The 24822-nt window shown below is 66.7% G+C and carries 24 protein-coding genes; 18 read left to right on the top strand and 6 right to left on the bottom strand.

All coding sequences use genetic code 11. The annotated features are described in order from the left end of the window. The first annotated feature begins 57 nt into the window (after positions 1–57). Together EWH21_RS06630 and EWH21_RS06625 are read left to right on the top strand one after the other, a co-directional pair. A complete protein-coding gene (locus EWH21_RS06630; RefSeq protein ID WP_037047412.1) occupies positions 58–360 on the top strand; it encodes a metalloregulator ArsR/SmtB family transcription factor in 303 nt (100 codons plus the stop codon). Positions 361–376: 16 nt separating this feature from the next. Beyond that, positions 377–1426: an alkene reductase gene (locus tag EWH21_RS06625; RefSeq protein WP_037046977.1), complete on the top strand. Its 1050-nt coding sequence runs from the start codon at positions 377–379 to the stop codon at positions 1424–1426. Between the two features lie 105 nt (positions 1427–1531). Here the strand turns inward: EWH21_RS06625 and EWH21_RS06620 are convergent, their stop codons facing one another. Next, on the bottom strand, positions 1532–2380 hold the full coding sequence (locus tag EWH21_RS06620; protein WP_277700093.1) for an ATPase: 849 nt from the start codon (positions 2378–2380) through the stop codon (positions 1532–1534). Between the two features lie 502 nt (positions 2381–2882). Between EWH21_RS06620 and EWH21_RS06615 the strand changes: the two genes are divergently transcribed. Then, the gene (locus EWH21_RS06615; RefSeq protein WP_037046969.1) at positions 2883–3170 is read left to right on the top strand and encodes a hypothetical protein; all 288 of its coding nucleotides are present in this window, start codon (positions 2883–2885) and stop codon (positions 3168–3170) included. Here EWH21_RS06615 and EWH21_RS06610 read toward each other — a convergent pair. Together EWH21_RS06610 and EWH21_RS06605 are read right to left on the bottom strand one after the other, a co-directional pair. Then, entirely contained in the window at positions 3161–4159 is a 999-nt protein-coding gene (locus EWH21_RS06610) for an NAD(P)-dependent oxidoreductase (RefSeq protein ID WP_277700092.1), read from the bottom strand. The genes EWH21_RS06615 and EWH21_RS06610 overlap by 10 nt on opposite strands. Positions 4160–4264: 105 nt before the next feature. Then, positions 4265–5164: a LysR family transcriptional regulator ArgP gene (locus EWH21_RS06605; RefSeq protein ID WP_277700091.1), complete on the bottom strand. Its 900-nt coding sequence runs from the start codon at positions 5162–5164 to the stop codon at positions 4265–4267. Positions 5165–5257: 93 nt separating this feature from the next. Between EWH21_RS06605 and EWH21_RS06600 the strand changes: the two genes are divergently transcribed. The 11 genes from EWH21_RS06600 to EWH21_RS06550 all read left to right on the top strand — a co-directional run bounded on the left by EWH21_RS06600 (position 5258) and on the right by EWH21_RS06550 (position 17818). After that, positions 5258–5671: an ACT domain-containing protein gene (locus EWH21_RS06600; protein WP_047587431.1), complete on the top strand. Its 414-nt coding sequence runs from the start codon at positions 5258–5260 to the stop codon at positions 5669–5671. After that, on the top strand, positions 5671–6273 hold the full coding sequence (locus tag EWH21_RS06595; RefSeq protein WP_134677732.1) for a LysE/ArgO family amino acid transporter: 603 nt from the start codon (positions 5671–5673) through the stop codon (positions 6271–6273). Before EWH21_RS06600 ends, EWH21_RS06595 begins: the two co-directional genes overlap by 1 nt. A 40-nt stretch (positions 6274–6313) precedes the next feature. Beyond that, on the top strand, positions 6314–7270 hold the full coding sequence (locus tag EWH21_RS06590) for a LysR family transcriptional regulator (protein WP_277700090.1): 957 nt from the start codon (positions 6314–6316) through the stop codon (positions 7268–7270). Positions 7271–7359: 89 nt separating this feature from the next. Continuing rightward, on the top strand, positions 7360–7545 hold the full coding sequence (locus EWH21_RS06585) for a hypothetical protein (protein WP_152488040.1): 186 nt from the start codon (positions 7360–7362) through the stop codon (positions 7543–7545). 110 nt (positions 7546–7655) lie between these two features. Continuing rightward, positions 7656–7883, top strand: a complete 228-nt coding sequence (locus tag EWH21_RS06580) for a DUF2790 domain-containing protein (protein ID WP_047588005.1) — start codon at positions 7656–7658, stop codon at positions 7881–7883. A gap of 400 nt (positions 7884–8283) precedes the next feature. Then, on the top strand, positions 8284–12219 hold the full coding sequence (gene putA / locus EWH21_RS06575) for a trifunctional transcriptional regulator/proline dehydrogenase/L-glutamate gamma-semialdehyde dehydrogenase (RefSeq protein WP_277700089.1): 3936 nt from the start codon (positions 8284–8286) through the stop codon (positions 12217–12219). 436 nt (positions 12220–12655) lie between these two features. Further along, positions 12656–14083 (top strand): arginine-ornithine antiporter, encoded by a 1428-nt coding sequence (arcD, locus tag EWH21_RS06570; protein WP_134677736.1) that lies wholly within the window; start codon positions 12656–12658, stop codon positions 14081–14083. Between the two features lie 16 nt (positions 14084–14099). Further along, complete coding sequence (gene arcA / locus EWH21_RS06565; protein WP_152488037.1) at positions 14100–15350, top strand: arginine deiminase; 1251 nt, start codon at positions 14100–14102, stop codon at positions 15348–15350. A gap of 63 nt (positions 15351–15413) precedes the next feature. Beyond that, entirely contained in the window at positions 15414–16424 is a 1011-nt protein-coding gene (locus EWH21_RS06560; protein WP_037046943.1) for an ornithine carbamoyltransferase, read from the top strand. 87 nt (positions 16425–16511) lie between these two features. Then, positions 16512–17438, top strand: a complete 927-nt coding sequence (gene arcC / locus EWH21_RS06555) for a carbamate kinase (protein ID WP_277700088.1) — start codon at positions 16512–16514, stop codon at positions 17436–17438. 14 nt (positions 17439–17452) lie between these two features. Beyond that, on the top strand, positions 17453–17818 hold the full coding sequence (locus EWH21_RS06550) for a DUF5064 family protein (protein ID WP_277700087.1): 366 nt from the start codon (positions 17453–17455) through the stop codon (positions 17816–17818). 57 nt (positions 17819–17875) lie between these two features. Here the strand turns inward: EWH21_RS06550 and lpdA are convergent, their stop codons facing one another. Further along, positions 17876–19276: a dihydrolipoyl dehydrogenase gene (gene lpdA / locus EWH21_RS06545; RefSeq protein WP_277700086.1), complete on the bottom strand. Its 1401-nt coding sequence runs from the start codon at positions 19274–19276 to the stop codon at positions 17876–17878. Between the two features lie 15 nt (positions 19277–19291). Then, positions 19292–20491 carry an MFS transporter gene (locus EWH21_RS06540; RefSeq protein WP_277700085.1) on the bottom strand — a complete coding sequence of 400 codons (1200 nt, stop codon included), beginning with the start codon at positions 20489–20491 and terminating at the stop codon, positions 19292–19294. 95 nt (positions 20492–20586) lie between these two features. Between EWH21_RS06540 and EWH21_RS06535 the strand changes: the two genes are divergently transcribed. Beyond that, a complete protein-coding gene (locus tag EWH21_RS06535; protein ID WP_277700084.1) occupies positions 20587–21156 on the top strand; it encodes a PaaI family thioesterase in 570 nt (189 codons plus the stop codon). A gap of 29 nt (positions 21157–21185) precedes the next feature. After that, positions 21186–21758, top strand: coding sequence for a TetR/AcrR family transcriptional regulator (locus tag EWH21_RS06530; protein WP_037046935.1), 573 nt, complete (start codon positions 21186–21188; stop codon positions 21756–21758). A 39-nt stretch (positions 21759–21797) separates the two neighbouring features. Here EWH21_RS06530 and EWH21_RS06525 read toward each other — a convergent pair whose 3' ends face one another. Continuing rightward, positions 21798–22592, bottom strand: coding sequence for an SDR family oxidoreductase (locus EWH21_RS06525; protein ID WP_179553572.1), 795 nt, complete (start codon positions 22590–22592; stop codon positions 21798–21800). Positions 22593–23024: 432 nt separating this feature from the next. Here EWH21_RS06525 and EWH21_RS06520 point away from each other — a divergent pair, with 432 nt between their 5' ends. Together EWH21_RS06520 and EWH21_RS06515 are read left to right on the top strand one after the other, a co-directional pair. After that, entirely contained in the window at positions 23025–23831 is an 807-nt protein-coding gene (locus EWH21_RS06520; RefSeq protein ID WP_047588025.1) for an outer membrane protein OmpK, read from the top strand. A gap of 121 nt (positions 23832–23952) precedes the next feature. Then, the gene (locus EWH21_RS06515) at positions 23953–24798 is read left to right on the top strand and encodes an EamA family transporter (protein WP_277700083.1); all 846 of its coding nucleotides are present in this window, start codon (positions 23953–23955) and stop codon (positions 24796–24798) included. Positions 24799–24822 lie beyond the last annotated feature (24 nt).

The following is a 24822-nucleotide window of genomic DNA, read 5'->3' as shown; positions in this document are numbered from 1 at the left end:
TATATCGACTCGAAGCGATATAAGGTTCGCCACATGACGATACACACCGACAGCACGATGGACATCGACCTCGACGCCATCATCAAGGCCCTCGCCCACCCCGTACGCCGCGACATTCTCGACTGGCTGAAGGAGCCCGAGCGCCACTTCCCCGAGCAGGAGCACCCGCTGGAAATCGGCGTGTGCGCCGGCAAGATCTTCCTGCGCACGGGGCTGTCGCAATCCACCGTCTCCGCCCATCTGACCACCCTGCAACGCGCCGGTCTGGTGACCAGCCGCAAGGTCGGCCAGTGGCACTTCTTCAAACGCAACGACGAGCTGATCCAGGCCTTCGTCGAGCGTCTCGGCCAACAACTCTGAACCCGGAGGTAACACCATGCCCACTCTGTTCGACCCTATCCAGATCGGTGATCTGCAACTGGCCAACCGCATCATCATGGCCCCCCTGACCCGCTGCCGCGCCGACGAAGGCCGCGTCCCCAACGCGCTGATGGCCGAGTACTACGTGCAGCGTGCCTCGGCCGGCCTGATCATCAGCGAAGCCACCGCCGTCACGCCGATGGGCGTCGGCTACCCGAACACCCCCGGCATCTGGTCCGACGAGCAGATCCGTGGCTGGAGCAACATCACCCACGCCGTGCACGCCAATGGCGGCAAGATCGTGCTGCAGCTGTGGCACGTGGGTCGTATCTCCGACCCGATCTACCTCGACGGCGAGCTGCCGGTAGCGCCGAGCGCCATCCAGCCGGCGGGCCACGTCAGCCTGGTGCGTCCGCTGAAGAACTTCGTCACCCCGCGTGCCCTGGAAACCGAAGAGATCGCCGATATCGTCGAGGCCTACCGTCAGGGTGCCGAGAACGCCATGGCCGCCGGCTTCGACGGCGTGGAAATCCACGGCGCCAACGGTTACCTGCTCGACCAGTTCCTGCAGAGCAGCACCAACCAGCGTACCGACCGCTACGGCGGCAGCCTGGAAAACCGTGCCCGTCTGCTGCTGGAAGTGACCGACGCCGCCATCTCCGTCTGGGGCGCAGGCCGCGTCGGCGTGCACCTGGCGCCGCGTGCCGACGCCCACGACATGGGCGACGCGAACCGCGCCGAGACCTTCGGTTATGTCGCCCGTGAGCTGGGCAAGCGCGGCATCGCCTTCATCTGCGCCCGCGAGAAGGAAGACGACGACAGCCTGACGCCGCAGCTGAAGCAGGCATTCGGCGGCGTGTTCATCGCCAACGAGCGCTTCACCAAGGACCAGGCCAACGCCTGGTTGGCCGACGGCAAGGCCGACGCGGTGGCCTTCGGTGTGCCGTTCATCGCCAACCCGGACCTGCCGGCGCGCCTGGAACAGGATGCCGCCCTCAACGAGCCGCACCCGGACACCTTCTACGGTTCCGGCCCGGTCGGCTACATCGACTACCCGCGCCTGTAATCGCCAGCCAGGCCCCTCCCACGGCGTGACGCCTGTGGCAGGGGCCTGGCCCGCGACCAAGAAAAACGCCCCGCAATGCGGGGCGTTCGTTCATCCGGCGTAGCCTCAGCGCCGATCGATCTGCTGCTGCAGGTTGACCATCTGGCTCTGCAGCGTATTGATGTTGCGCGTCATCTGCGCGCGGAAGGCATCGAACTCGGCGGTGTTCGGGCCGGCGCTGGCAGCCGGACGATTGTCCAGCTCGCTGCGCAGTACCAGCAGGTCCTGCTCCAGGCTGCGAATGGCCTGGCTCGGGTCGCCCTGCTTCTGCAGCGTCTGGACATCGCCAGCGAGGCTCTTGATACGGCTGTCGAGCTTGTCCAGCGCCGCCTGCGTCGCCTTGGCATCGCCCTGCGCCGCCTTCAGTGCCGCCTGCTCGCTGGTCAGCGCCTGCACCCGCTTGTCGAGCTCGGTACTGGCGCCGACGCCGCTCTTCAACTCGCTGCCCAGCTGCTCGACGCGCTTGTCCAGCGCGGCCTGTGCGGTCGCGCCCTGCTGTTGTTGCTTGGCCAGTTCGGCCAGGCGGTTTTCCAGTTGCTTGACCTGCAACTTGAGCGCCTCGCTGCCGCTGGTGACGCTGGACTCGGTGGCCACCACCTTGCCGGAAATGTCCTGGATGCGTCCGGCAGCTTCCTCGCTGATGCGCGCGAAGCTTTCCTGAGTAGCCACCAGGCGCTGCTCCATCAGGCCGATCTGCTGCAGGCTCCACCAGCCCAGCCCGGCCAGGGCGAAGCTCAGCGCACCGACCAGTGCCCACAGCGGCCCGGTGCTGGTGCCCTTCACCACCGGCGCCTTGGCGCTGCTGGCGCGGGTGCTGCGCGGCGCGGGTTCGTCATGCAGGTCGGCGTAATCCTCGCGGCGCTCGGGGGTCAGGCTGGGCAGGTTGTCGAGCTCGTCGTTGGCGTCGTTGCGCATGGTCAAACCTATGGGGGAAAGGGGTGAACGAAACTGCCGCGCAGTATACCGATTCGCCACTGGCGCATCAGCGCCGCGCCAGGGAGGTGCGCGGCGCACCGACGAAGGGCGCGACAGGGCCATCGACCCGCCTCCGGCCCAGCAGTTCCGCGAAATTTGAACTGGTACGCACTTTGCTTTTCCAGTTGTCGTGGGCACGCCGACCCGGTGTCGCTCACAAGCCAGCAGGCGGCCTGAAAGTTCTGCAAAGCACGAAAAGGAGTCGGTTCCAGGTTCTGGCGAGCCAGAGCGATGCAAGGCGCAGACAGATGAGCTGGCGCCGTTCACCAGCAGTGACGGCAGCCTGACGTTCCAGCCTGTTTGCAACGCGGCAACGCCCACGCTCGATCGACCGCGAACGGACTCGACGCAGTGTCCCAGCCAGAGGACGAGGGCTGGCGCGATCACGGATGGCGACGGACGCCGCAGACCGTGATCCTTCAACCAACCGGGGGAAGTGGCAATGGAACTGAACAAAGAAGTACTGGACTGCATGAAGACACTGCGTCGCCGTCTGCGCGACGAGCTGGCGGTCGACATCCGCCTGAGCCAGAGCGATGTCATCAGCGCCATGCTCGACGGCAGCCTGCAGTCCAACGACGAGGAAACCCGCCGCCTGGGCCAGCGCCTGGCCGAGCTGTCCGATCAGCCACGGCGGGCCACCGTCACCCCGCTGGCCACCGTCGAAGTGCCGGTCGGCGAAGCGACCGGCTCCGTGCGCATCTACCGCGGCCAGCGCATCTACGCCTGATCGCCACACTGCACCTGCCACCAGGTGCAGAACTCATCCAGCGCATCCCACAGGCTCGCCGTCGGCTGGTAGTCGAGGAACTCACGTGCGCGATCGATGTTCAGCGAGAAGTCCCTGGCCATCACCGCCACGCCGAGACGAAACAGGCCCGGCTCGGGCCGGCCCGGCAGTATCCGGCAGATGCCCTCGTTGAGCGAGGCGGCGGCATGGGCCAGGGCGAACGGCATGTGCCGCGTGACCGGCGGCAGCTCCAGCCGGCGCAGCACGTAGTTGACCACGTCCCACAGCGGCACCGGCGTACCGTTGCTGATGTTGTAGACCTGCCCCAGCGCCGGGCCGCCGACCTGCAGCGCGCTGAGCAAGGCCGCGTTGACGTTGTGCACGTTGGTGAAGTCGACCTTGTTCAAGCCATTGCCGATGATCGCCAGACGGCCCTTGCGCTGCATGCCGATCAGTCGCGGGAAGATGCTGGTGTCACCGGCGCCGGTGACGAAGCGCGGGCGCAGGGCGATCACCTCCAGGCCGAATTCCTGGGCGCCGAACACCTGCTGCTCGGCCAGGTACTTGGTCTTGCCGTAATGATCGGAAAAACGCTTGGGTACCTGCTCTTCGCGGATATCGACGTGGGCGCGACCATCGAAGTAGATCGACGGTGAGGACAGGTGCACCAGGCGCCGTACCTTCTGCTTGAGGCAGGCCTCGATGACGTTCTCGGTCACCGTCACGTTGGCCTGGTGAAAGTGCGCATAGTCGCCCCAGACGCCCACCGCGCCCGCACAGTGCACCACCGCCTCGACATCCCGACACAACGTCCGCGCCAGCTCGGCATCGCCCAGGTCGCCCTGGACGAACTCGGCGCCACGCTTGATCAGGTGCTGCACGCCATCCGCACGCCGGCCGTTGACCCGCACCGTCAGGCCCTGTTCGAGCGCGAAACGAGCGAAACGCCCACCGATGAAACCGCTCGCGCCGGTGACCAGAATCCTCATCGCATCCCCCTGTCGTTCTTGTGTTTGCCGCACTCTAGCAGCGCCAACCCGGCGTCGCCCTGTCGCAGGCGGCCAGAACAGCGACCTGCCAGGCCGCGCACGGCGTCAACGCCCGGCCGGCGTCACCAGCACGGTGGCCGCCGCACGCTGCAGCTGTTGCGTCAGCCCGGACAGGAGCTCGCCACCGTTGCGCCAGTGATGCCAGTACAGCGGCACATCGATGCAGCGCTCGGGCAACAGGTCCACCAGCCTGCCGCTGGCCAGTTCCTCACGTACCTGCAACTGCGGCACCAGGCCCCAGCCCAGGCCGGCCTCGGCCATGCGCACGAACCCCTCCGAGGACGGACACAGGTGATAGGCGAACGCACCGCTGAGGCCCAGCTCGGCCAGGTAGCGATGCTGCAACTGGTCGTCCGGCCCATAGACGATAGCCGGTGCGCGGGCCAGCGCAGCGGGGCTGACGCCCGAGGAGAAATGCCGGGCGATGAACGCCGGGCTGGCCAGGGCGCGGTAGCGCATCGCCCCGAGAGCCAGGCTGCGCGCCCCGGCCACGGGACGTTCGGCGGCGCACACGCAACCGGCCACCTCGCCGGCACGCATGCGCTTGAGGCCGACGTCCTGGTCCTCCACCACCAGGTCCATCAGCACCCGCTGGCTGGCGCAGAACTCGGTGGTGGCCGCCGCCCACCAGGTGGCCAGGCTATCGGCGTTGATGGCGATCCGCAGGCGCTCGGGAGCGCTCTGCTCGTCCAGCCCGGGGACCTGGCCCTGCAGGTCGCGTTCGAGCAGGCGCACCTGCTGCACGTGGTTGAGCAGACGGCGGCCGATCTCGGTGGGCGCAGGCGGCAGCGCGCGCACCAGCACCGGCTGACCGACCCGCGCTTCGAGCAGCTTGATGCGCTGCGACACGGCCGACTGCGACAGCCCCAGCACCTGCGCGGCGCGCTCGAAACCGGCCTGTTCCACCACCGCGGCCAGGGCCGCCAGAAGTTTGTAGTCGAACAATCGATTTTCCTAATGAGTGATCAGCAATATTTGTTTCTCTTATACATCCAGGCTCAGCAGAATCGCCAGCATTCACTCGATCAGGAGCCCGCCATGTCCGGCGAAACCAACCTCGCGCGACTGCTGCAGAGCATGACGCCGCACCTCAACCCCGGTCAGTACGTATTCTGCTGCGTCGCCGCCGATCACGACTGCAGCGCCCTGCGCCCGCTGGCCAGCGTGCAGGAAGCCGAAGGCCTGACCCTGGTGCTGCCACGGGAAAGCGCCGATGCCCACGGTCTGAGCTACGACTACGTCGCGGCCTGGATCACCCTGCAAGTGCATTCGTCGCTGGCGGCGGTGGGCCTGACCGCATCCTTCTCCGCCGCCCTGGCGCAGGCCGGCATCAGTTGCAACGTGGTCGCCGGCTTTCACCACGACCACCTCTTCGTGCCCAGCGAACGCGCCGAACGGGCACTGTCCACCCTGCGCGCCCTGGCGGCGTCCTCCCTGCCGGAATCCGCCTGATGTGGCAGAGCTACAGCAACGGCCTGCTGGTCGCCATCGGCCTGATCATGGCCATCGGCGCGCAGAACGCCTTCGTCCTGGCGCAGAGCCTGCGCCGCGAGCATCACCTGCCGGTGGCGGCCCTGTGCATCCTCTGCGATGCGTTGCTGGTCGCGGCCGGGGTCTTCGGCCTGGCCACCCTGCTGGCACAGAGCCCGACGCTGCTGGCCATCGCCCGCTGGGGCGGTGCGGCCTTCCTGATCTGGTACGCCAGCCAGGCGCTGCTGCGCGCCGTACGCCCCCAGGCGCTGCAGGCCAGCGGCAGCGAGCCGCGCTCGTTGCGCGCGGTGATGCTCGCGGCGCTGGCGGTCACCCTGCTCAACCCGCACGTCTACCTCGACACGGTGCTGCTGATCGGTTCGCTGGGCGCCCAGCAGCCCCAGCCTGGCGCCTATGCAGCCGGCGCCGCCAGTGCCTCGCTGCTGTGGTTCAGCGCGCTGGCGCTCGGCGCGGCGTGGCTCGCCCCCTGGCTGGCCCGCCCGCTGACCTGGCGCCTGATCGACCTGGGGGTCGCGGCGATGATGTTCGCGGTGGCGGCACAACTGATCCTCGGCGCGCTGTAATCGCGCATAATGCCCCTGGCTCATTACGCCAGGAGCAACAATGGATACCTTGCATGGCATGCGCGTGTTCGTTCAGGTGGTCGAGCGCGGCAGCTTCACCGCCGCGGCGCAGGCACTCGACCTGTCCACGGCACAGGTGTCACGGCTGATCGCCGACCTGGAGCAGCACCTGCAGGCGCGCCTGTTGCAGCGCACCACGCGGCGCCTGGCCCTGACCGAAACCGGCGAACGCTACCTGGAGCGCTGCCGGCAGATCCTCGAGCAGGTCGACGAGGCCGACGCCGAAGCCCGCGGCGCTCACCAGACCCCCAGCGGTCGCCTGCGCGTGCACACCATGACCGGTCTCGGCCTGCAGCACGTCACCCCGCTGATCGCCCGCTACGCCGAACACCACCCCCAGGTCGTGGTGGAGCTGACCCTGGCCCAGCGCACCCCCGACCTGCTCGAAGACGGCCACGACGTGACCATCGCCTTCGCCCGTGACCTGCCGGACTCGCAACTGGTCGCGCAGCACCTCGGGGCGATCCACAGCGTGATCTGCGCAGCCCCCAGCTACCTGGCCCAGTACGGCATCCCCGAGCAGCCGCAGGACCTGCAACGGCACCGTCACCTGCGCCTGACCGACCCGCTGTATCGCGGTCAGTGGGATTTCGGTGACGAACAACTGGAGGCCCTGCCGAGCGAATGCTTTCAGGTCAACGTCGCCGAGGCACTGGTCAAGGCCGCCCAGGCCGGCATGGGTTTCTGCCTGTTGCCGTCCTTCGTGGCCAGCCAGCCGCTGCGCGAGGGACGCCTGCTGCGCATCCTCCCGCAACACCGCCTGCGCGCGCTGAACATCTACGCGATCTATCCGTCGCGGCGCTTCCTGGATGCCAAGACCCGCACCTGGGTCGAATTCCTCAAGGCCGAACTGCCGCCTCTGCTGCAGGGCGACGAGGCCATACTGGACGACCCGCAGCACTGGGCGACGGCGGAGAAATTGTTGCGCAAGAGGTAAGGGTCATTCACCCGGAACGCGCTTTTTCGCCTGTGCACGCCTCATTAGGATGGCTTCGAACCCACGAAGAATCCCATGAGGATCACCCCATGAAAAACCTTATGACTGCCGCCGCCCTCTCCCTCAGCACCCTGCTCGCCGCTCAGGCCTGCCTGGCCGAAGAGTCGCCCGCCTTCATCGCTCACCAACAGGCGCAGCTGCAACAGCAGCACGAGGCGAATGCCGAGCGCCACGCGCAATCGACCCACGCGCAGCAGGCCGACCAGCAGGGCTGAAGCCCCCGCTCCACCCGGCGCTGGCCTCCTCCCCTGCTCCTGGCCAGCGCCCCTCGGGCCGGCACGCCGGCCCTCTTTAGCACCACCTTCAGTACCCTATCGAGGTCATCATGAAAGCGATCGCCTGCCTGCTGGCGCTGGGTTGCAGCATCGACCTGGCCCAGGCCGAAACGGCCGAGCACTATCACTACGGCATGCAACTGGATATCGCCCGGATCGTCAGCCAGACCCTGCCCCAGGGTTGCGACGTCGGCGAAGCCCGCCTGGTCTACCTGGACTCCCAGGGCGAGCGACACACGCTGATCTATCAGCGCATCGGTGAAAACTGCAACGGCTGACCCTCCCTCCCGCAACGGGCACGCGCAGCCCGTCACCCCGCCCCGGCAAACTCATCAGCGCGGTCTACCCTGAAAGAACGGCAGCCCTGCCGAACGGGTACAACCTTGGTTGCACCTGAAGCAGGCCGACCCTCGCTCGCCCGGCTGCCAGGCCGCGACCCAGGCCGCGCCGCTGCGTGCACCCTTGAGGTGCAAGAGCAGCGGGCCCTGACGTTCGTCGCCCCGGAGCATTTATTGGTTGCACCTGGTTGCACCTTGCATATTCTCAGGTTTAATCTCCCGCAGCTTTTCTGTTGCCCGCCATCCCTGGCAGCAACCCTTCGGGCCGTCGCAGGCGACGTCAAAGATTGCCCAGGCAATTTTTCTACCGTGCATAACCTGATAACAAGTAGGACTCCTCATGGCTACCACCACCCTTGGCGTAAAACTCGACGATGCCACCCGCGAGCGCTTGAAGAAGGCCGCCCAGCAGATCGACCGCACTCCGCACTGGATGATCAAGCAGGCAATCTTCAACTACTTGGAGCAGGTCGAGAGTGGTCTGACGCCCGCCGAGCATGCCGGCCTGGCCGCAGCCGCCGGTGAGGAAGCCCTGGAGTCGCTGACCGAACAAGGCCTGCAGGTGTTCCTCGACTTCGCCGAGAGCATCCTGCCGCAGTCGGTGCTGCGCGCCGCCATCACCAGCGCCTATCGCCGCCCGGAAACCGAAGTGGTGCCCATGCTGCTGGAGCAGGCGCGCCTGACCAGGGAGCAGGCCGAGGCCTCGCAGAAGCTGGCCCTCGGCATCGCCGAGAAGCTGCGCAAGCAGAAGAACGCCAGCGGCCGCCAGGGCCTGGTGCAGGGCCTGCTGCAGGAGTTCTCGCTGTCGTCGCAGGAAGGCGTGGCGCTGATGTGCCTGGCCGAAGCGCTGCTGCGCATCCCGGACAAGGCCACCCGTGACGCCCTGATCCGCGACAAGATCGCCAACGGCAACTGGAGCCAGCACCTGGGCCAGAGCCCGTCGATGTTCGTCAACGCGGCGAGCTGGGGCCTGCTGATCACCGGCAAGCTGGTCTCCACCCATAACGAAGCGGGCATGACCTCGGCACTCAACCGCATCATCGGCAAGAGCGGCGAGCCGGTGATCCGCAAGGGCGTGGACATGGCCATGCGCCTGATGGGCGAGCAGTTCGTCACCGGCGAGACCATCGCCGAAGCCCTGGCCAACGCCGCCACCCTGGAAAGCAAGGGCTTCCGCTACTCCTACGACATGCTCGGCGAAGCCGCGCTGACCGAAGAAGACGCCAAGCGCTACCTGGCCTCCTACGAGCAGGCCATCCATGCCATCGGCAAGGCCTCGCATGGCCGCGGCATCTACGAAGGCCCGGGCATCTCGATCAAACTCTCGGCCCTGCACCCGCGCTACAGCCGCGCCCAGTACGAGCGCGTGATGGAGGAGCTGTACCCGACTCTGCTGAGCCTGACCCAGCTGGCCAAGCAGTACGACATCGGCATCAACATCGACGCCGAGGAAGCCGACCGCCTGGAGCTGTCGCTGGACCTGCTCGAGCGCCTGTGCTTCGAGCCGAGCCTCGCCGGCTGGAACGGCATCGGTTTCGTCATCCAGGCCTACCAGAAGCGCTGCCCGTACGTGATCGACTACGTCGTCGACCTGGCCAAGCGCAGCCGCCACCGCCTGATGATCCGCCTGGTCAAGGGCGCCTACTGGGACAGCGAGATCAAGCTGGCCCAGGTCAACGGCCTGGAAGGCTACCCGGTGTACACCCGCAAGCCGTACACCGACGTGTCCTACATCGCCTGCGCACGCAAGCTGCTGGCCGCGCCGGAAGCCATCTACCCGCAGTTCGCCACGCACAACGCCCACTCGCTGTCGGCCATCTACAACCTGGCCGGGCAGAACTACTACCCGGGCCAGTACGAGTTCCAGTGCCTGCACGGCATGGGCGAGCCGCTGTACGAGCAGGTGGTCGGCAAGATTGCCGATGGCAAGCTGAACCGCCCGTGCCGCATCTATGCGCCGGTGGGCAGCCACGAGACCCTGCTCGCCTACCTAGTACGCCGCCTGCTGGAAAACGGCGCCAACACCAGCTTCGTCAACCGCATCGCCGACCACAGCATCTCGCTGAAAGACCTGGTGCTGGACCCGGTGGTCCAGGTCGAGCAGATGGCCGCCCAGGAAGGCACCATCGGCCTGCCGCACCCGCGCATCCCCATGCCGCGTGACCTGTACGGCCAGCAGCGCCTCAACTCCGCCGGCCTCGACCTGGCCAACGAACACCGCCTCGGCTCGCTGTCCTCGGCACTGCTGTCGACCGCCAACCACAGCTACCTGGCCGAGCCGATGCTGGGTTGCGATGGTGCAACCCCGGGCGAGCCGGAGCCGGTACGCAACCCGGCCGACCACCGCGACCTGGTCGGCCACGTGCGCGAAGCCAGCATCGCCGACGTCGACAGCGCCATCCTCTGCGCCATGGCCAGCGGACAGATCTGGCAGTCCACCCTGCCGGCCGAGCGCGCCGCCGTGCTGGAACGCGCCGCCGACCTGATGGAAGCCGAGCTGCAGCAACTGATGGGCCTACTGGTGCGCGAGTCCGGCAAGACCTTCGCCAACGCCATCGCCGAAGTGCGCGAGGCCGTGGATTTCCTGCGCTACTACGCGATCCAGGCGCGCAGCTTCGGCAACGACAGCCACCGCCCGCTGGGCCCGGTGGTGTGCATCAGCCCGTGGAACTTCCCCCTGGCCATCTTCAGCGGCCAGGTCGCTGCGGCGCTGGCCGCCGGCAACACCGTGCTGGCCAAGCCCGCCGAGCAGACCCCGCTGGTCGCCGCCCAGGCCGTGCGCATCCTCCTCGAGGCCGGCGTGCCTGCAGGTGCCGTGCAGCTGCTGCCGGGCCGTGGCGAAACCGTCGGTGCGCGCCTGGTGGGTGACGAGCGCGTGCGTGGCGTGATGTTCACCGGTTCCACCGAAGTCGCCGGCATCCTCCAGCGCAACATCGCCGGCCGCCTGGATGCCCAGGGCCGTACCATTCCGCTGATCGCCGAGACCGGCGGCCTCAACGCCATGATCGTCGACTCCTCGGCACTGACCGAGCAGGTGGTGATGGACGTGGTGGCTTCTGCCTTCGACAGCGCCGGCCAGCGCTGCTCGGCCCTGCGCGTGCTGTGCGTGCAGGATGACGTCGCCGACCGCGTGCTGACCATGCTCAAGGGCGCCATGGCCGAGTACAGCCTGGGCAACCCGGAGCGCCTGAACACCGACATCGGCCCGGTGATCGACGCCGAAGCCAAGGCGGGCATCGAGACCCACATCCAGAAGCTGCGCGAGAAAGGCCGCAAGGTCACCCAGCTGGCGCGCGCCAACGGCGAAGAAATCAAGCGCGGTACCTTCGTCGTGCCGACCCTGATCGAGCTGGACAGCTTCGATGAAATGAAGCGCGAGATCTTCGGCCCGGTGCTGCACGTGGTGCGCTACCAGCGCGCCGACCTCGGCAAGCTGCTGCAGCAGATCAACGACAGCGGCTACGGCCTGACCCTCGGCGTGCACACGCGCATCGACGAGACCATCGCCCAGGTGGTGGGCACAGCCAAGGTCGGCAACCTGTACGTCAACCGCAACATGGTCGGCGCCGTGGTCGGTGTGCAGCCGTTCGGCGGCGAAGGCCTGTCCGGCACCGGCCCGAAAGCCGGCGGCCCGCTGTACCTGTACCGCCTGCTGTCGACCCGTCCGCAGGAAGCCGTTGCCCAGTACCTGCGACAGGCCGACGTGCAGACCCTGCCCGCGCCGAGCGAGCTGGACAAGCTGCGCGCCGCCTTCGCCGAGTGGGCAGGCCAGCAGGAGCCGGCCATCGCCACCCTGTTCGAGCAGTACCGCAGCCTGTCGCAGAGCTACAGCAGCCACCTGCTGACCGGCCCGACCGGCGAGCGCAACAGCTACACCCTGCTGCCGCGCGAGCACGTACTCAACCTCGCCGACGAGCGCGGCGACCTGCTGGCCCAGCTGGCCGCCACCCTGGCGGTCGGCAGCCGGGCGATCTGGCTGGAAAGCCAGCGCGCGCTGTACAGCGAACTGCCGAAGGAGGTGCAGAAGCACATCCAGCTGGTGGCCGACTGGAACAGCATCGACGTGGAGCTGGATGCCATCCTGCACCATGGCGATTCCGACCAGCTGCGCGCGGTGAGCGAGCAGGCTGCGCAGCGCAAGGGCGCCATCATCGGCGTGCACGGCCTGAACAAGGGCGAGACCGACATCGCGCTGGAGCGCCTGCTGGTCGAACACGCCCTGAGCGTCAACACCGCGGCGGCGGGTGGCAACGCCAGCCTGATGACCATCGGCTGATCGCCGGCGTCATCACCGAGTCGCACCGTGGAAAGCCTGCTGAAAGCTTTCCACGGCATGCTGCAACCACGGCGCGACTGCCTGCAGGGGCTACCCGCCCGGCGCCGTGTTCCTTCCCGATAGGCCTCCGGGCCCGCGTACGCCTACCCGGCAAACGCACCAGGCGGGGTCACCCACCCCGCCTGCCCCTCCCCACGCATGCGAAAAGTTTTCATTTCGCCATCATTGCGTTGTCAAGAAAACTGACTAGTGTCTGATCAGGCTGACGCCTGCAAAGCGTCGGACCGAGCTGCAGTCCTGCCTCGTCGCACGTGCTCGACAACGCCTGAAACAGGGATGTGCGTTGACGAACCTGGTCCATTGATTCAAGTCAGGATGCTGTGCTCGTCAAACGCGCTCAATACCAATGTCCCCACGTGACATGGAGGTAATTGAGATGTCTGATTCGACGCAAAAACTCCGCCTCGGCGCCCTGATCGCGCTGGTGGTCGGCTCCATGGTCGGTGGCGGTATCTTTTCCCTGCCGCAGAACATCGCCGCCAGCGCCAGCGCCGGTGCCACCCTGATCGGCTGGCTGATCACCGGGGTCGGCATGCTCACCCTGGCATTCGTCTTCCAGACCCTGGCCAACCGCAAGCCCGAACTCGATGGCGGGGTGTACGCCTACGCCAAGGCCGGTTTCGGCGACTACATGGGTTTTTCCTCGGCCTGGGGCTACTGGATCAGTGCCTGGATCGGCAACGTCAGCTACATGGTGCTGCTGTTCTCCACCCTCGGCTACTTCTTCCCGGTGTTCGGCGAGGGCAACACCCTGCCGGCGGTGATCTGCGCCTCGATCCTGCTGTGGCTGCTGCACTTCCTGGTGCTGCGTGGCATCAAGGAGGCGGCCTTCATCAATACCGTCACCACCATCGCCAAGATGCTGCCGCTGGCGCTGTTCATCATCATCGCCGCCATCGCCTTCAAGCTCGACGTGTTCACCAGTGACTTCTGGGGACGCGGCAACAGCGACCTGGGCAGCGTGATGGACCAGGTGCGCAACATGATGCTGGTCACCGTCTGGGTGTTCATCGGCATCGAGGGGGCGAGCATCTTCTCGGCCCGCGCCGAGAAGCGCAGCGACGTCGGCAAGGCCACGGTGATCGGCTTCGTCGGCGTGCTCCTGCTGCTGGTCCTGGTCAACATCCTGTCGCAGGGCATCATGGCCCAGGCCGAGCTGGCCGGGCTGAAGAACCCGTCGATGGCCGGCGTGCTGGAGCAGGTGGTCGGCCCCTGGGGCGCGCAGCTGATTTCCATCGGCCTGATCGTCTCCCTGGCCGGAGCGCTGCTGTCGTGGACGCTGCTGTGCGCCGAGATCCTCTTCGCCAGCGCCCGCGACCACACCATGCCGGAGTTCCTGCGCAAGGAGAACGCCAACCACGTTCCGGCCAACGCGCTGTGGCTGTCCAACGGGCTGATCCAGCTGTTCCTGATCATCACCCTGTTCAACGCGTCCACCTACCTCAGCCTGCTGTACCTGGCCACCTCGATGATCCTGGTGCCCTACTTCTGGTCCAGCGCCTACGCGGTACTGCTGGCCGTGCGTGGCGAGACCTACGAGAACGCCGCCGGCGAGCGCAACAAGGACCTGCTGATCGCCCTGGTTTCCACCCTGTACGCGGTCTGGCTGCTGTACGCCGCCGGCGTGCAGTACCTGCTGCTCTCGGCCCTGCTCTACGCCCCAGGCGCGATTCTCTTCGCCAAGGCCAAGCACGAACTGGGACAGCCCATTTTCACCGGCGTCGAGAAGCTGATCCTCGTCGCCGTACTGATCGGTGCCGCCATTGCAGCCTACGGGCTCTACGACGGTTTCCTGAGTCTCTAGGAGAAGGAGTTCTTTCATGAGCAAGAAACCCCTCGGCGTTCATTCCGAAGCCGGCAAACTGCACAAGGTAATGGTCTGCTCGCCGGGCCTGGCGCACCTGCGCCTGACCCCGGCCAACTGCGACGAACTGCTGTTCGACGACGTGATCTGGGTATCGCAGGCCAAGCGCGACCACTTCGATTTCATGACCAAGATGCGCGAACGGGGCGTCGACGTCGTGGAAATGCACAACCTGCTGGAAGAGACCATCAGCAACCCCGAAGCGCTGAAGTGGATTCTCGACCGCAAGATCACCGCCAACAGCGTCGGCCTCGGCCTGCTCAGCGAAGTGCGCGATTTCGTCGAAGGACTGGAGCATCGGCGCATCGCCGAGTTCCTCATCGGTGGCGTCTCCGGCGCCGACCTGGCCAGGCACAAGAACTCCGAGGCGGCGAAGATGTTCAACGCCTACCTCGGCGAGTCCAGCTTCATCTTCCCGCCGCTGCCCAACACCCAGTTCACCCGCGACACCACCTGCTGGATCTACGGCGGCGTCACGCTCAACCCCATGCACTGGCCGGCACGCCGCCAGGAAACCCTGCTGGCCAGCGCCATCTACAAGTTCCACCCGGACTTCGCCGGCGAACAGTTCGACATCTGGTATGGCGACCCGGACAAGGACCATGGCTCGGCCACCCTGGAAGGCGGCGACGTCATGCCCATCGGCAACGGCACCGTGCTGATCGGCATGGGTGAGCGCACCTCGCACCAGGCCATCGGTCAGGTCGCCCGCGCGCTGTTCGCCAAGGGCGCGGCGAACAAGGTGGTGGTAGCCGGGCTCGGCAAGTCCCGCGCCGCCATGCACCTGGACACCGTGTTCAGCTTCTGCGACCGCGACCTGGTGACCATCTTCCCGGAAGTGGCCAACTCGATCGTGCCCTTCACCCTGCGTCCGGACGAGAGCCGCCCCGGCGGAGTCGACGTGCGCCGCGAGGAAAAATCCTTCCTCGACGTGGTCGCCGAATCGCTCGGCCTCAAGCAACTGCGCGTGGTGGAGACCGGTGGCGACGCCTATGAAGCCGAACGCGAGCAATGGGACGACGGCAACAACGTGGTCTGCCTGGAGCCCGGCGTGGTCATCGGCTACGACCGCAACACCTACACCAACACCCTGCTGCGCAAGGCCGGGGTCGAGGTCATCACCATCAGCGCCAGCGAACTCGGGCGCGGCCGTGGCGGTGGCCACTGCATGACCTGCCCGATCATCCGCGACCCTATCGATTACTGATCGAGCCGGCCCCGGCGGCCATCCGCCACCGGGGCGTTCGACCGCCCACAAGGAGAGAGAACCATGGCTTTCAACATGCACAACCGCAACCTGCTCAGCCTGATGCACCACAGCACCCGGGAGCTGCGCTACCTGCTCGACCTCTCGCGCGATCTCAAGCGCGCCAAGTACACCGGCACCGAGCAGCGACACCTGCAACGCAAGAACATCGCGCTGATCTTCGAGAAAACCTCCACCCGCACCCGTTGCGCCTTCGAGGTGGCCGCCTACGACCAGGGCGCCAACGTCACCTACATCGACCCCAACTCCTCGCAGATCGGTCACAAGGAAAGCATGAAGGACACCGCCCGCGTGCTCGGGCGCATGTACGACGCCATCGAGTACCGCGGCTTCCACCAGGAGATCGTCGAGGAGCTGGCGCAGCATGCCGGCGTGCCGGTGTTCAACGGCCTCACCGACGAATACCACCCGACGCAGATGCTCGCCGACGTGCTGACCATGCGCGAGCACAGCGACAAGCCGCTGCATGACATCGCCTACGCCTACCTGGGCGATGCACGCAACAACATGGGCAACTCGCTGCTGCTGATCGGCGCCAAGCTCGGCATGGACGTGCGCATCGCCGCTCCCAAGGCCCTGTGGCCGAGCGACGAGCACGTCGCCGCCTGCAAGCGCTTCGCGGAAGAGAGCGGCGCGCGCCTGCTACTCACCGAAGACCCGAAGGAAGCGGTCAAGGGCGTGGACTTCGTGCATACCGACGTGTGGGTGTCCATGGGTGAACCGGTGGAGGCCTGGGGCGAGCGCATCGAGGAACTGCTGCCCTATCAGGTCAACGCCGAGATCATGAAGGCCGCTGGCAATCCACGGGTCAAGTTCATGCATTGCCTGCCGGCCTTCCACAACAGCGAGACCAAGGTCGGCAAGCAGATCGCCGAGCAGTACCCGCACCTGAAGAACGGCATCGAGGTCACCGAAGAGGTCTTCGAGTCGCCGTGGAACATCGCCTTCGAGCAGGCGGAAAACCGCATGCACACGATCAAGGCGATCCTGGTCGCGACCCTGGCGGATATCTGACAAATGGCACCTGCAGGATAGGGCTTGCCAGCAAGCCCTATCCTGCGCAAAGCCGGGCGCTCAGGCGCCTGGACCAAGGAGAACAGTATGCGACTCGTCATCGCTCTGGGCGGTAACGCCCTGCTTCGTCGCGGCGAAGCCATGACTGCGCAAAACCAGCGTGACAACGTGCGCGTTGCCTGCCTGCAGATCGCCAAGGTCGCTCCCGGCGTCGAGCTGGTGATCGCCCACGGCAACGGTCCGCAGGTTGGCCTGCTGGCCTTGCAAGGCAACGCCTTCGACGCAGCCAACCCTTACCCGCTGGACGTGCTCGGCGCCGAAACCGAGGGCATGATCGGCTACATGATCGAACAGGAGCTGGGCAACCTGCTGCCCTTCGAGGTGCCCTTCGCCACCATCCTCACCCAGGTCGAGGTGGACAGCGCCGACCCGGCGTTCAAGCACCCGACCAAGCCCATCGGCCCGGTCTATGCCCGGGAGGAAGCCGAGCGCCTGGCCGCCGAGAAAGGCTGGAGCATTGCCCCGGATGGCGACAAGTTCCGCCGCGTGGTGGCCAGCCCGCGGCCACAGCGCATCTTCGAGATCCGCCCGATCAAGTGGCTGCTGGAAAAAGGCAGCGTGGTGATCTGCGCCGGTGGCGGCGGCATCCCGACCATGTACGACGGCGACCAGCTGCGCGGCGTCGAGGCGGTGATCGACAAGGACCTGTGCTCGGCGCTGCTGGCCGAACAGCTGAATGCCGACCTGCTGGTGATCGCCACCGACGTGGACGGCGCTTACGTCGACTGGGGCAAGCCGACCCAGAAGGCCATCGCCGAAGCCCATCCCGATGCGCTCGAGGACCTCGGTTTCGCCGCCGGCTCCATGGGGCCGAAGGTACAGGCCGCCTGCGAGTTCGCCCGCAACACCGGCTGCGTCGCGGTGATCGGCTCGCTGGAAAACATCGAAGCCATCGTCCAGGGCCGCTCCGGCACACGCATCAGCATGGCCTGCGACGGCATTGTCCATCGCTGAAGGAGGACCGCAGCATGTTCACCCCCGGCCACCTGCACCGTGACAACCTCGACCGCCCCGACGCCTTGCGCCACATCCCGCCGTTCTCGGTCGACTTCTACTACGAAGTACGCCAGGACCCGCAACAGGGACCGATGCTGCACATGCGCCTGGCCGGCACCGTACGCGGCAAGCCGTTCGAGGAGGAGTTCGAACTGCACCGCGACGTGGCCTTCAATTTCGCCAGCGTGGCCACCCGCGCCGCCGCCCGCCATGGCCTGCCCATCAACGCCAGCCCGGTGATGCGCGGCCACGACGAGTACGACAAGGTGTTCGCCGACATCCGCGCCAAGCTGCACACCCGGCCAGGCGAACCGGTCAACCTCGACCACGTGCTCTGACGCCCCCTCGGGCACCGGCGCGGCGTCCCTTGGGGGCAGCGCACTCGGCGATGGGCGTCACGCCTGCATCGTCCAGCCGTGCACGCCCATCGCGGCCTGCCGTCCGGCTTCCGAGCGGGTCGGGTGCGGGTGGCAGGTCAGGGCGATGTCTTCGGCCGAGGCGGAGAACTCCATGGCGACGCAGTACTCGCCGATCAGCTCGCCGACGCTCGGGCCGATCATGTGCACGCCGAGAATCTGGTCGGTGTTGGCATCGGCGATGATCTTCACGAAGCCTTCGGTCTCGTGGTTGATCTTCGCCCGGCTGTTGGCGCTGAAGGGGAACTTGCCGACCTTGTACGCACGCCCCTCGGCCTTCAGTTCCTCCTCGCCCTTGCCGACGCTGGCCACTTCCGGACGGGTGTAGATCACCCCGGGGATCACCCCGTAGTTGACCTCGGCCGCATGCCCGGCGATGCGCTCGATGCAGGCCACCGCCTCGTCCTCGGCCTTGTGCGCCAGCATCGGCCCGGAGGTGACATCACCGATCACCCAGACACCGGGCACAGCGCTGTGCTGCCTGTCGTTGCCGAGCATGCCGCGCTGATCGGTAGCGAGTCCCACGCTCTCCAGCCCCAGGCCACGGGTGTAGGGGCGGCGACCGATGGCCACCAGCACGTAATCGGCGTCCAGGGTCTCCTGCGCCCCGCCGGCAGCCGGCTGCAGACTCAGGCTCACGCCGCGCTTGTCCGAACGGGCCGCCGTGACCTTGGTACCGAGCTTGAAGCTCATGCCCTGCTTGCCCAGGGTGCGTTGCAGCGTCCTGGCGGTCTCGCCGTCCAGGCCGGGGCAGATGCGATCGAGGTATTCCACCACCGTGACCTGGCTGCCCAGGCGACGCCATACCGAGCCCAGTTCCAGGCCGATCACCCCGGCACCGATCACCACCAGGTGCCGGGGCACCTCGGACAGCGACAAGGCGCCGGTGGAATCGAGGATGCGCTGGTTGTCGATCTCGACGCCCGGCAACGGCGTCGGCTCGGAACCACTGGCGATGACGATGTTCGTCGTCTCGAGCAGGCGCTCGCCGCCCTCGTGCAACCTGACCTGTACCCGTCCGGGGCCGTCGATGCGCGCCCAGCCCTTGACCCATTCCACCTTGTTCTTGCGAAACAGGAATTCCACGCCCTTGGTCAGCGCTTCGACGCTGTCGGCCTTCTGTTTCATCATCTGCTTGAGGTTGAGCGTCGGCGTGACCTCCACGCCGAGGGCACTCAGTTCGCCGGCGGCCGCCGCTTCGTATAGCTCCGAGGCATGCAGCAGCGCCTTCGAGGGCATGCAGCCGACATTCAGGCAGGTGCCTCCCAGGGTTTCGCGCCCCTCCACGCACGCCACCTTCAACCCCAGTTGCCCGGCACGGATGGCCGCGTTGTAGCCGCCAGGGCCGGCGCCGATGATGACTACGTCATAGCTGCTCATAGCTTTTTCCTCGGATCAGGGAAGTTTGCCGGCCAGCGCAGTCGTGACGACCGGACGTGCCCGCAAGAGATGGAAGAGTAGAAACGCCAGGCCAGCGAACAGCGCGTTCAAGGCAACCATAGGCCAGGCCGAGCCATCCTGCAGGGCCCCCAGCAGCAACCCGGCCAGGGTCGCACCGGCCATCTGCGAAAACCCCATCAGCCCCGCCGCCAGCCCTGCGCGCTGCGGGTTGGGAATCACCGCACCGGCCACGGCGGCGGGCAGCAGCATGCCGCCACCCAGCGTCACCAGCACCTGGGGCAGCGACAACCCCAGCAGCGACAGACCGAACGCCAGGTAGATCAGCAGCGTCAGCAAGGCGCCCACCAGCACCAGGCCGACGCCGATGCCCACCACCCGCAGCGGCCCCAGGCGCTGCACGTTGCGCAGGGTGAACAGCGCGCCGCCGAGCAGGCCGGAAACGATCAGGGCGAAGGTCAGGCCGTACTGCGCAGCGCTCAGCCCCAGCAAACCGATGTAGACCGACGACGAGCCGGCCACCACGACGAACATCGCGCCGTAGGTACAGGCGATGGTCAGCGCCAGCGCGCGGCAACTCGGCAGCACCTGCAGGTAACTGGCCAGCAGGCCCCTGAGGCGGCCGGCCTGCGGGTCCCGCTGCAGGTGGGTCTCGCGGTAGCTGAACAGGGTCGACAGCAACGCCAGGCCGCCCAGCCCCAGGGTGGCCAGCAGCGGTGCGCGCCACCCGCCGTACTGGGTCAGCAGGCCGCCGATCACCGGCGACAGGACGATGGCGGCGAACATCCCCAACACCGTCAGCGCCAGGGCCGGCCCCGCCTGCTCCTGCCACACGTCGCGGACGATGGCGCGTGCCAGCACCAGCGCCGCGCAGGCGCCCAGGCCCTGCAGTACGCGCATGCCGATCAGCACCTCGATGTCTGGCGCCAGCAGCATGCCCAGGGTCGCCAGCAGGTACAGGCTCAGCCCAGCGAGCAGCACCGGCCTGCGCCCCAGCCGGTCGGACAGTGGCCCCAGCAGCAGCTGGCCCAGGCCGAAGGCCGCGACGAACAACGAGAGCGCCAGCAGGCTGCTGCCGGGCTCGGCGTGCAAGCCACGCTCCAGCTCACCCAGCGCGGGAATCAGCAACTGCGTGGAGGTCTCCCCCAATGCCGTGAGCAGCATGAGGATGAGCAACAGAATGCGGGAAGGCTGCATGGCAAGGCTCCGAGTGACAACGACTGGCGGCTATTTATATTTCGACCATAATATGAAAAATTGAATGTCGTCCATCATATTTATCAGGAGTCGTCATGACCGCTTCATCCCGAGATGCCCGCCTCGCCACCTGGATCGCCGAAGAACAGGCGCTGCGCAGCCAGCTCGCCGCCCCCGGCACGCTGAGCCTGGCCGAAGTCGCCGCCATGGCGCCGATGGACTTCTTCGACGGCATCGGCCGTGGTGACCTGCCCTCGCCGCCGATCAACGCCGTGCTCGGCTTCACCCCCGTGCACTGGGCCAATGGCCTGTTCGTCTTCCAGGGCGCGCCCGACCCTAGCCACTACAACCCACTGGGCAGCGTGCATGGCGGCTACATCGCCACCCTGCTCGACTCCTGCATGGGTTGCGCCGTGCATACGCAGCTCAAGCCGGGCCAGGGCTACACCACCGCCGACCTGCGGGTGAGCTACATTCGCGCACTGCGCAGCGAAGCCGGTCCGGTGCGCGCCGAAGGTCGCATCATCCATGTCGGCCGCTCCACCGCCCTGGCCGAAGGGCGCCTGTACGATGTCGACGAGCGCCTCTACGCCGTCGCGTCCACCACCTGCCTGATCCTCGACATGAACACGGCGCGCCAGAGCGACGACGCGCGTGTAAGATGACAGCCAGCATCTGAAACACGGGACAGCCCATGCGCTATTCGGAAGATCACAAGGCCAAGACCCATCAACGCATCATCGAGGAAGCCGCCCTGCGCTTTCGCCGTGACGGCGTGGGGGCAACCGGCCTGCAACCGCTGATGAAGGCGCTGGGCCTCACCCATGGCGGCTTCTACGCCCACTTCAAGTCCAAGGACGAGCTGGTGGAAACCGCCCTGCAGCACGCCGTGCAGACCCTGGCGAGCAGCCTGCAGCAGGCACCTGAGGAAAGCGGCTCGCCGCTGCGACGGCTCATCCAGCGCTACCTGTCCGATGCCCATCGCGCCAACCCGGGTGCCGGCTGCCCACTGCCGACCATGTCCGCGGAGCTGGGGCAACGCGGTGAGCCGAGCACGACCACCGACGCGATGGTGCTCAACCGCCTGGCGCTGATCGAGCAGGGCCTGGACGGTGACGACGCCGCAGACGAAAGCGTGCTGCTGCTCTCGGCCATGGTCGGCGCGCTGCTGCTGTCGCGCAGCGTCAAGGACCCGGAACTGTCCGACCGTCTGCTGCACACCACGCGCGCGAAGCTGCTGGAAAAGACCGCCAGCCCGAGCGAATGAGGCTTGGCCGGGCGCCAGTCCGACACCCGGCCACTCCCGTCACTTGTAGCGTGCAGCCGCCTGGTTGTGCGAAAGATTCGGCCCCAGCGCCGCGCGGGCGCCGACGAAGGCATCCCAGTCGGCCGCGTCGGGCAGCGAAGGAATGGTCACCAGTTCCTGCTGATCGAAGCCGGCCAGTGCCGCATCGACCATCTCCCCTACCTCCATGATCATCGACGGCGGCAGCGCCGAGGCGTCGGTGCCACTGCGCTCCCAGATCTCGGTGCGGGTCACGCCCGGCATCACCGCCTGCAACTGGACGCCAGCGCCGCGCAGCTCGCCCGCCAGGGTCTGCGTCAGGCTCAGCACATAGGCCTTGGTCGCGCTGTAGACGGCGTTGAACATCTCCGGCGCCAACGCCACCACCGAGCCGAGGTTGATGATGCCGCCGCGCCCGGCTGCGGAGAAATTGGCCGCAGCGGCGGCTGCCAGGCGAGTCAGCGCGACCACGTTCAGCTGGATCATGGTTTCCGCCTGGTCCAGATCCGCTGCGGCCAGCGTGCCGTTCATGGCCACCCCGGCGTTGTTCACCAGCAGCGTGATGCGCGAGTCCTCACGCAGACGCTGCTCCACCGCGAGCACGTCGCTCTTGCGCGTCAGGTCGGCGGGCATGACCTCGACCGCAACCCCGTACTCGGCCCCCAGGCGCCTGGCCAGGTCATCGAGGCGCTGGGCATCGCGCGCCACCAGCAGCAGGTCATGGCCGCGACGCGCCAGGCGCTCGGCATAGGTGGCGCCGATGCCTGAAGAGGCGCCAGTGATCAGGGCGGTTCCGCGAGTGGCAGGGGTATTCATGGTGCATCTCCTGGGTGTGTGATGAGCGAGAGGAGAGCCTCTCATCTTTTAGATTACTGTCATAATTTAATATTTATATTAAGACCATAATCAAGCTAATCAAGCACATCCCGGCCAACGCACCACAGCGTCCGCCAGACGGTCGCGCACCAAGTTATGGCCATTTTTGTCTTCTCGGTCAGAAAACGGTGCAGAGAAAACCCTCGAACGCACCCGGAAACCACGTCTATCCGATTGATTTGAAAAGGGTATTGCCAGACACGAGAATTGGCGCCGTTTTTGCTCTGACAGCACCAGCCTGACCAGGCGGACAGGTTCACGAAGTACCGGGAGCGCCCCTTGATGTCGCGACACGACGCCCCGAACACCGTCCGCTGGATCGGGCAGGCCAGAAAAAATCATAACGACACGTCTCAACCACCAGGAGCTTCCATGAATCGCACCCTTTCTTCGCTGCTCGTCGCGGGCGGCATGCTGGCCGGCGGCCAGGCCATCGCCGGTGACCTGCTGCAGTGGCAGAACAACAGCCTGACCTACCTCTACGGCCAGGACTTCAAGATCGACCCGGAGATCCAGCAGACCGTCACCTTCGAGCACGCCAGCGGCTGGAGCTTCGGTGACCTGTTCCTGTTCGTCGACGTGATCAAGTACAACACCGATGCCACCAACGGCGCGGGTGATGGCCACACTTTCTACGGCGAATTCAGCCCGCGTTTTTCCCTGGGCAAGATCAGTGGCGCCGACCTCTCCTTCGGCCCGATCAAGGATGTGCTGATCTCCACCACCTACGAGTTCGGCGAGGATGATGTCGATGCCTATCTGATCGGCCCGGCCGTCGACCTCGACATCCCCGGCTTCGACTACTTCCAGCTCAACACCTACCTGCGCACCCCGGATGGCGATCGCGCCGGCAGCAACGTCTGGCAGATCACCCCGGTGTGGAGCTACACCATTGGCGTGGGCGAATCGGACATCGTCATCGATGGCTTCATGGACTGGGTGGTGGACAACGACAGCAACCGCCGCGGCGACTACCACGCCAACCTGCACTTCAACCCGCAGATCAAATACGACCTGGGCAAGGCGCTGAAGTGGGGCGAGAAGCAGCTGTACGTCGGTATCGAGTACGACTACTGGAAGAACAAGTACGGCATCAAGGATGGCGGCTACGTCAGCGACAACTTCGTCGGCCCGACCGACCAGAACACCGCCAGCCTGCTGGTCAAGGCACACTTCTAGAGCGCACGCTCGTGCGAGCCAGGCCAAGGTCGCAGGGATTTGCGACCTTCCGCCAATGCACGCCACCGCCCTGACGTGCTTAGCTGCCTGACATCACCCGCCGTTGCGACAAGGATGGACGATGTCACCGCGCACCCTGCTGCTCACCGCTCTCGCCATGCTGGCGTTCGCCGGCAACTCGTTGCTGTGCCGCCTGGCCCTGCGCGAAACGGCCATCGACGCCGCCAGCTTCACTGCCGTCCGCCTGCTGGCCGGTGCATGCACGCTGTGGCTGCTGCTGCAACTGCGCCAGAACCGGCAAGCCCCGGCTGGCAGCTGGGCCGGCGCCGTGGCGCTGTTCACCTATGCGGCTGCGTTCTCCTTCGCCTACCTGCAGCTGGACACCGGCGCCGGCGCCCTGCTGCTGTTCGGCGCAGTGCAGTTGAGCATGCTGCTGTGGGGGTTGCTGCGCGGCGAACGCCTGGGCCTTTGCGCCAGTCTCGGCACCGCGCTGGCCACGGCCGGCCTGCTCGCCCTGCTGCTGCCCGGTGCCAGCGCACCACCACTGCAGGCGGCCTTGCTGATGCTGCTGGCCGGGGTCGCCTGGGGTGCCTACTCGCTGCTCGGACGCGGCCAGGGCAACCCGCTGGCGGTGACGGCCGGCAACTTCCTGCGGGCCACGCCCCTGGCGTTGCTGCTGGCGCTGGCCGTGCTGCCGCAGCTGAACTGGGATGGGCCGGGGCTGTTCTACGCACTGCTGTCCGGCGCGCTGACCTCCGGCGTCGGCTACGCCATCTGGTACAGCGCCCTGCCCGGCCTGCACGCCAGCCAGGCCGCCACCGTGCAACTCAGCGTGCCGATTCTCGCCGCCCTCGGCGGCAGCCTGCTGCTCAGCGAAGCGCTGACCCTGCGCCTGCTGCTCAGCGCCGTTGCCGTGCTGGGCGGTATCGCGCTGGTGCTGAGTGCGCGGCAACGCGCCGGGAGCTAATGCCGCGCCCGGTGGTCTTCTATC

The sequence above is a fragment of the Pseudomonas sp. REST10 genome (genome assembly GCF_029542605.1).
GTDB lineage: Bacteria > Pseudomonadota > Gammaproteobacteria > Pseudomonadales > Pseudomonadaceae > Aquipseudomonas > Aquipseudomonas khazarica.
This window is presented reverse-complemented; position numbering and strand designations above follow the sequence as displayed.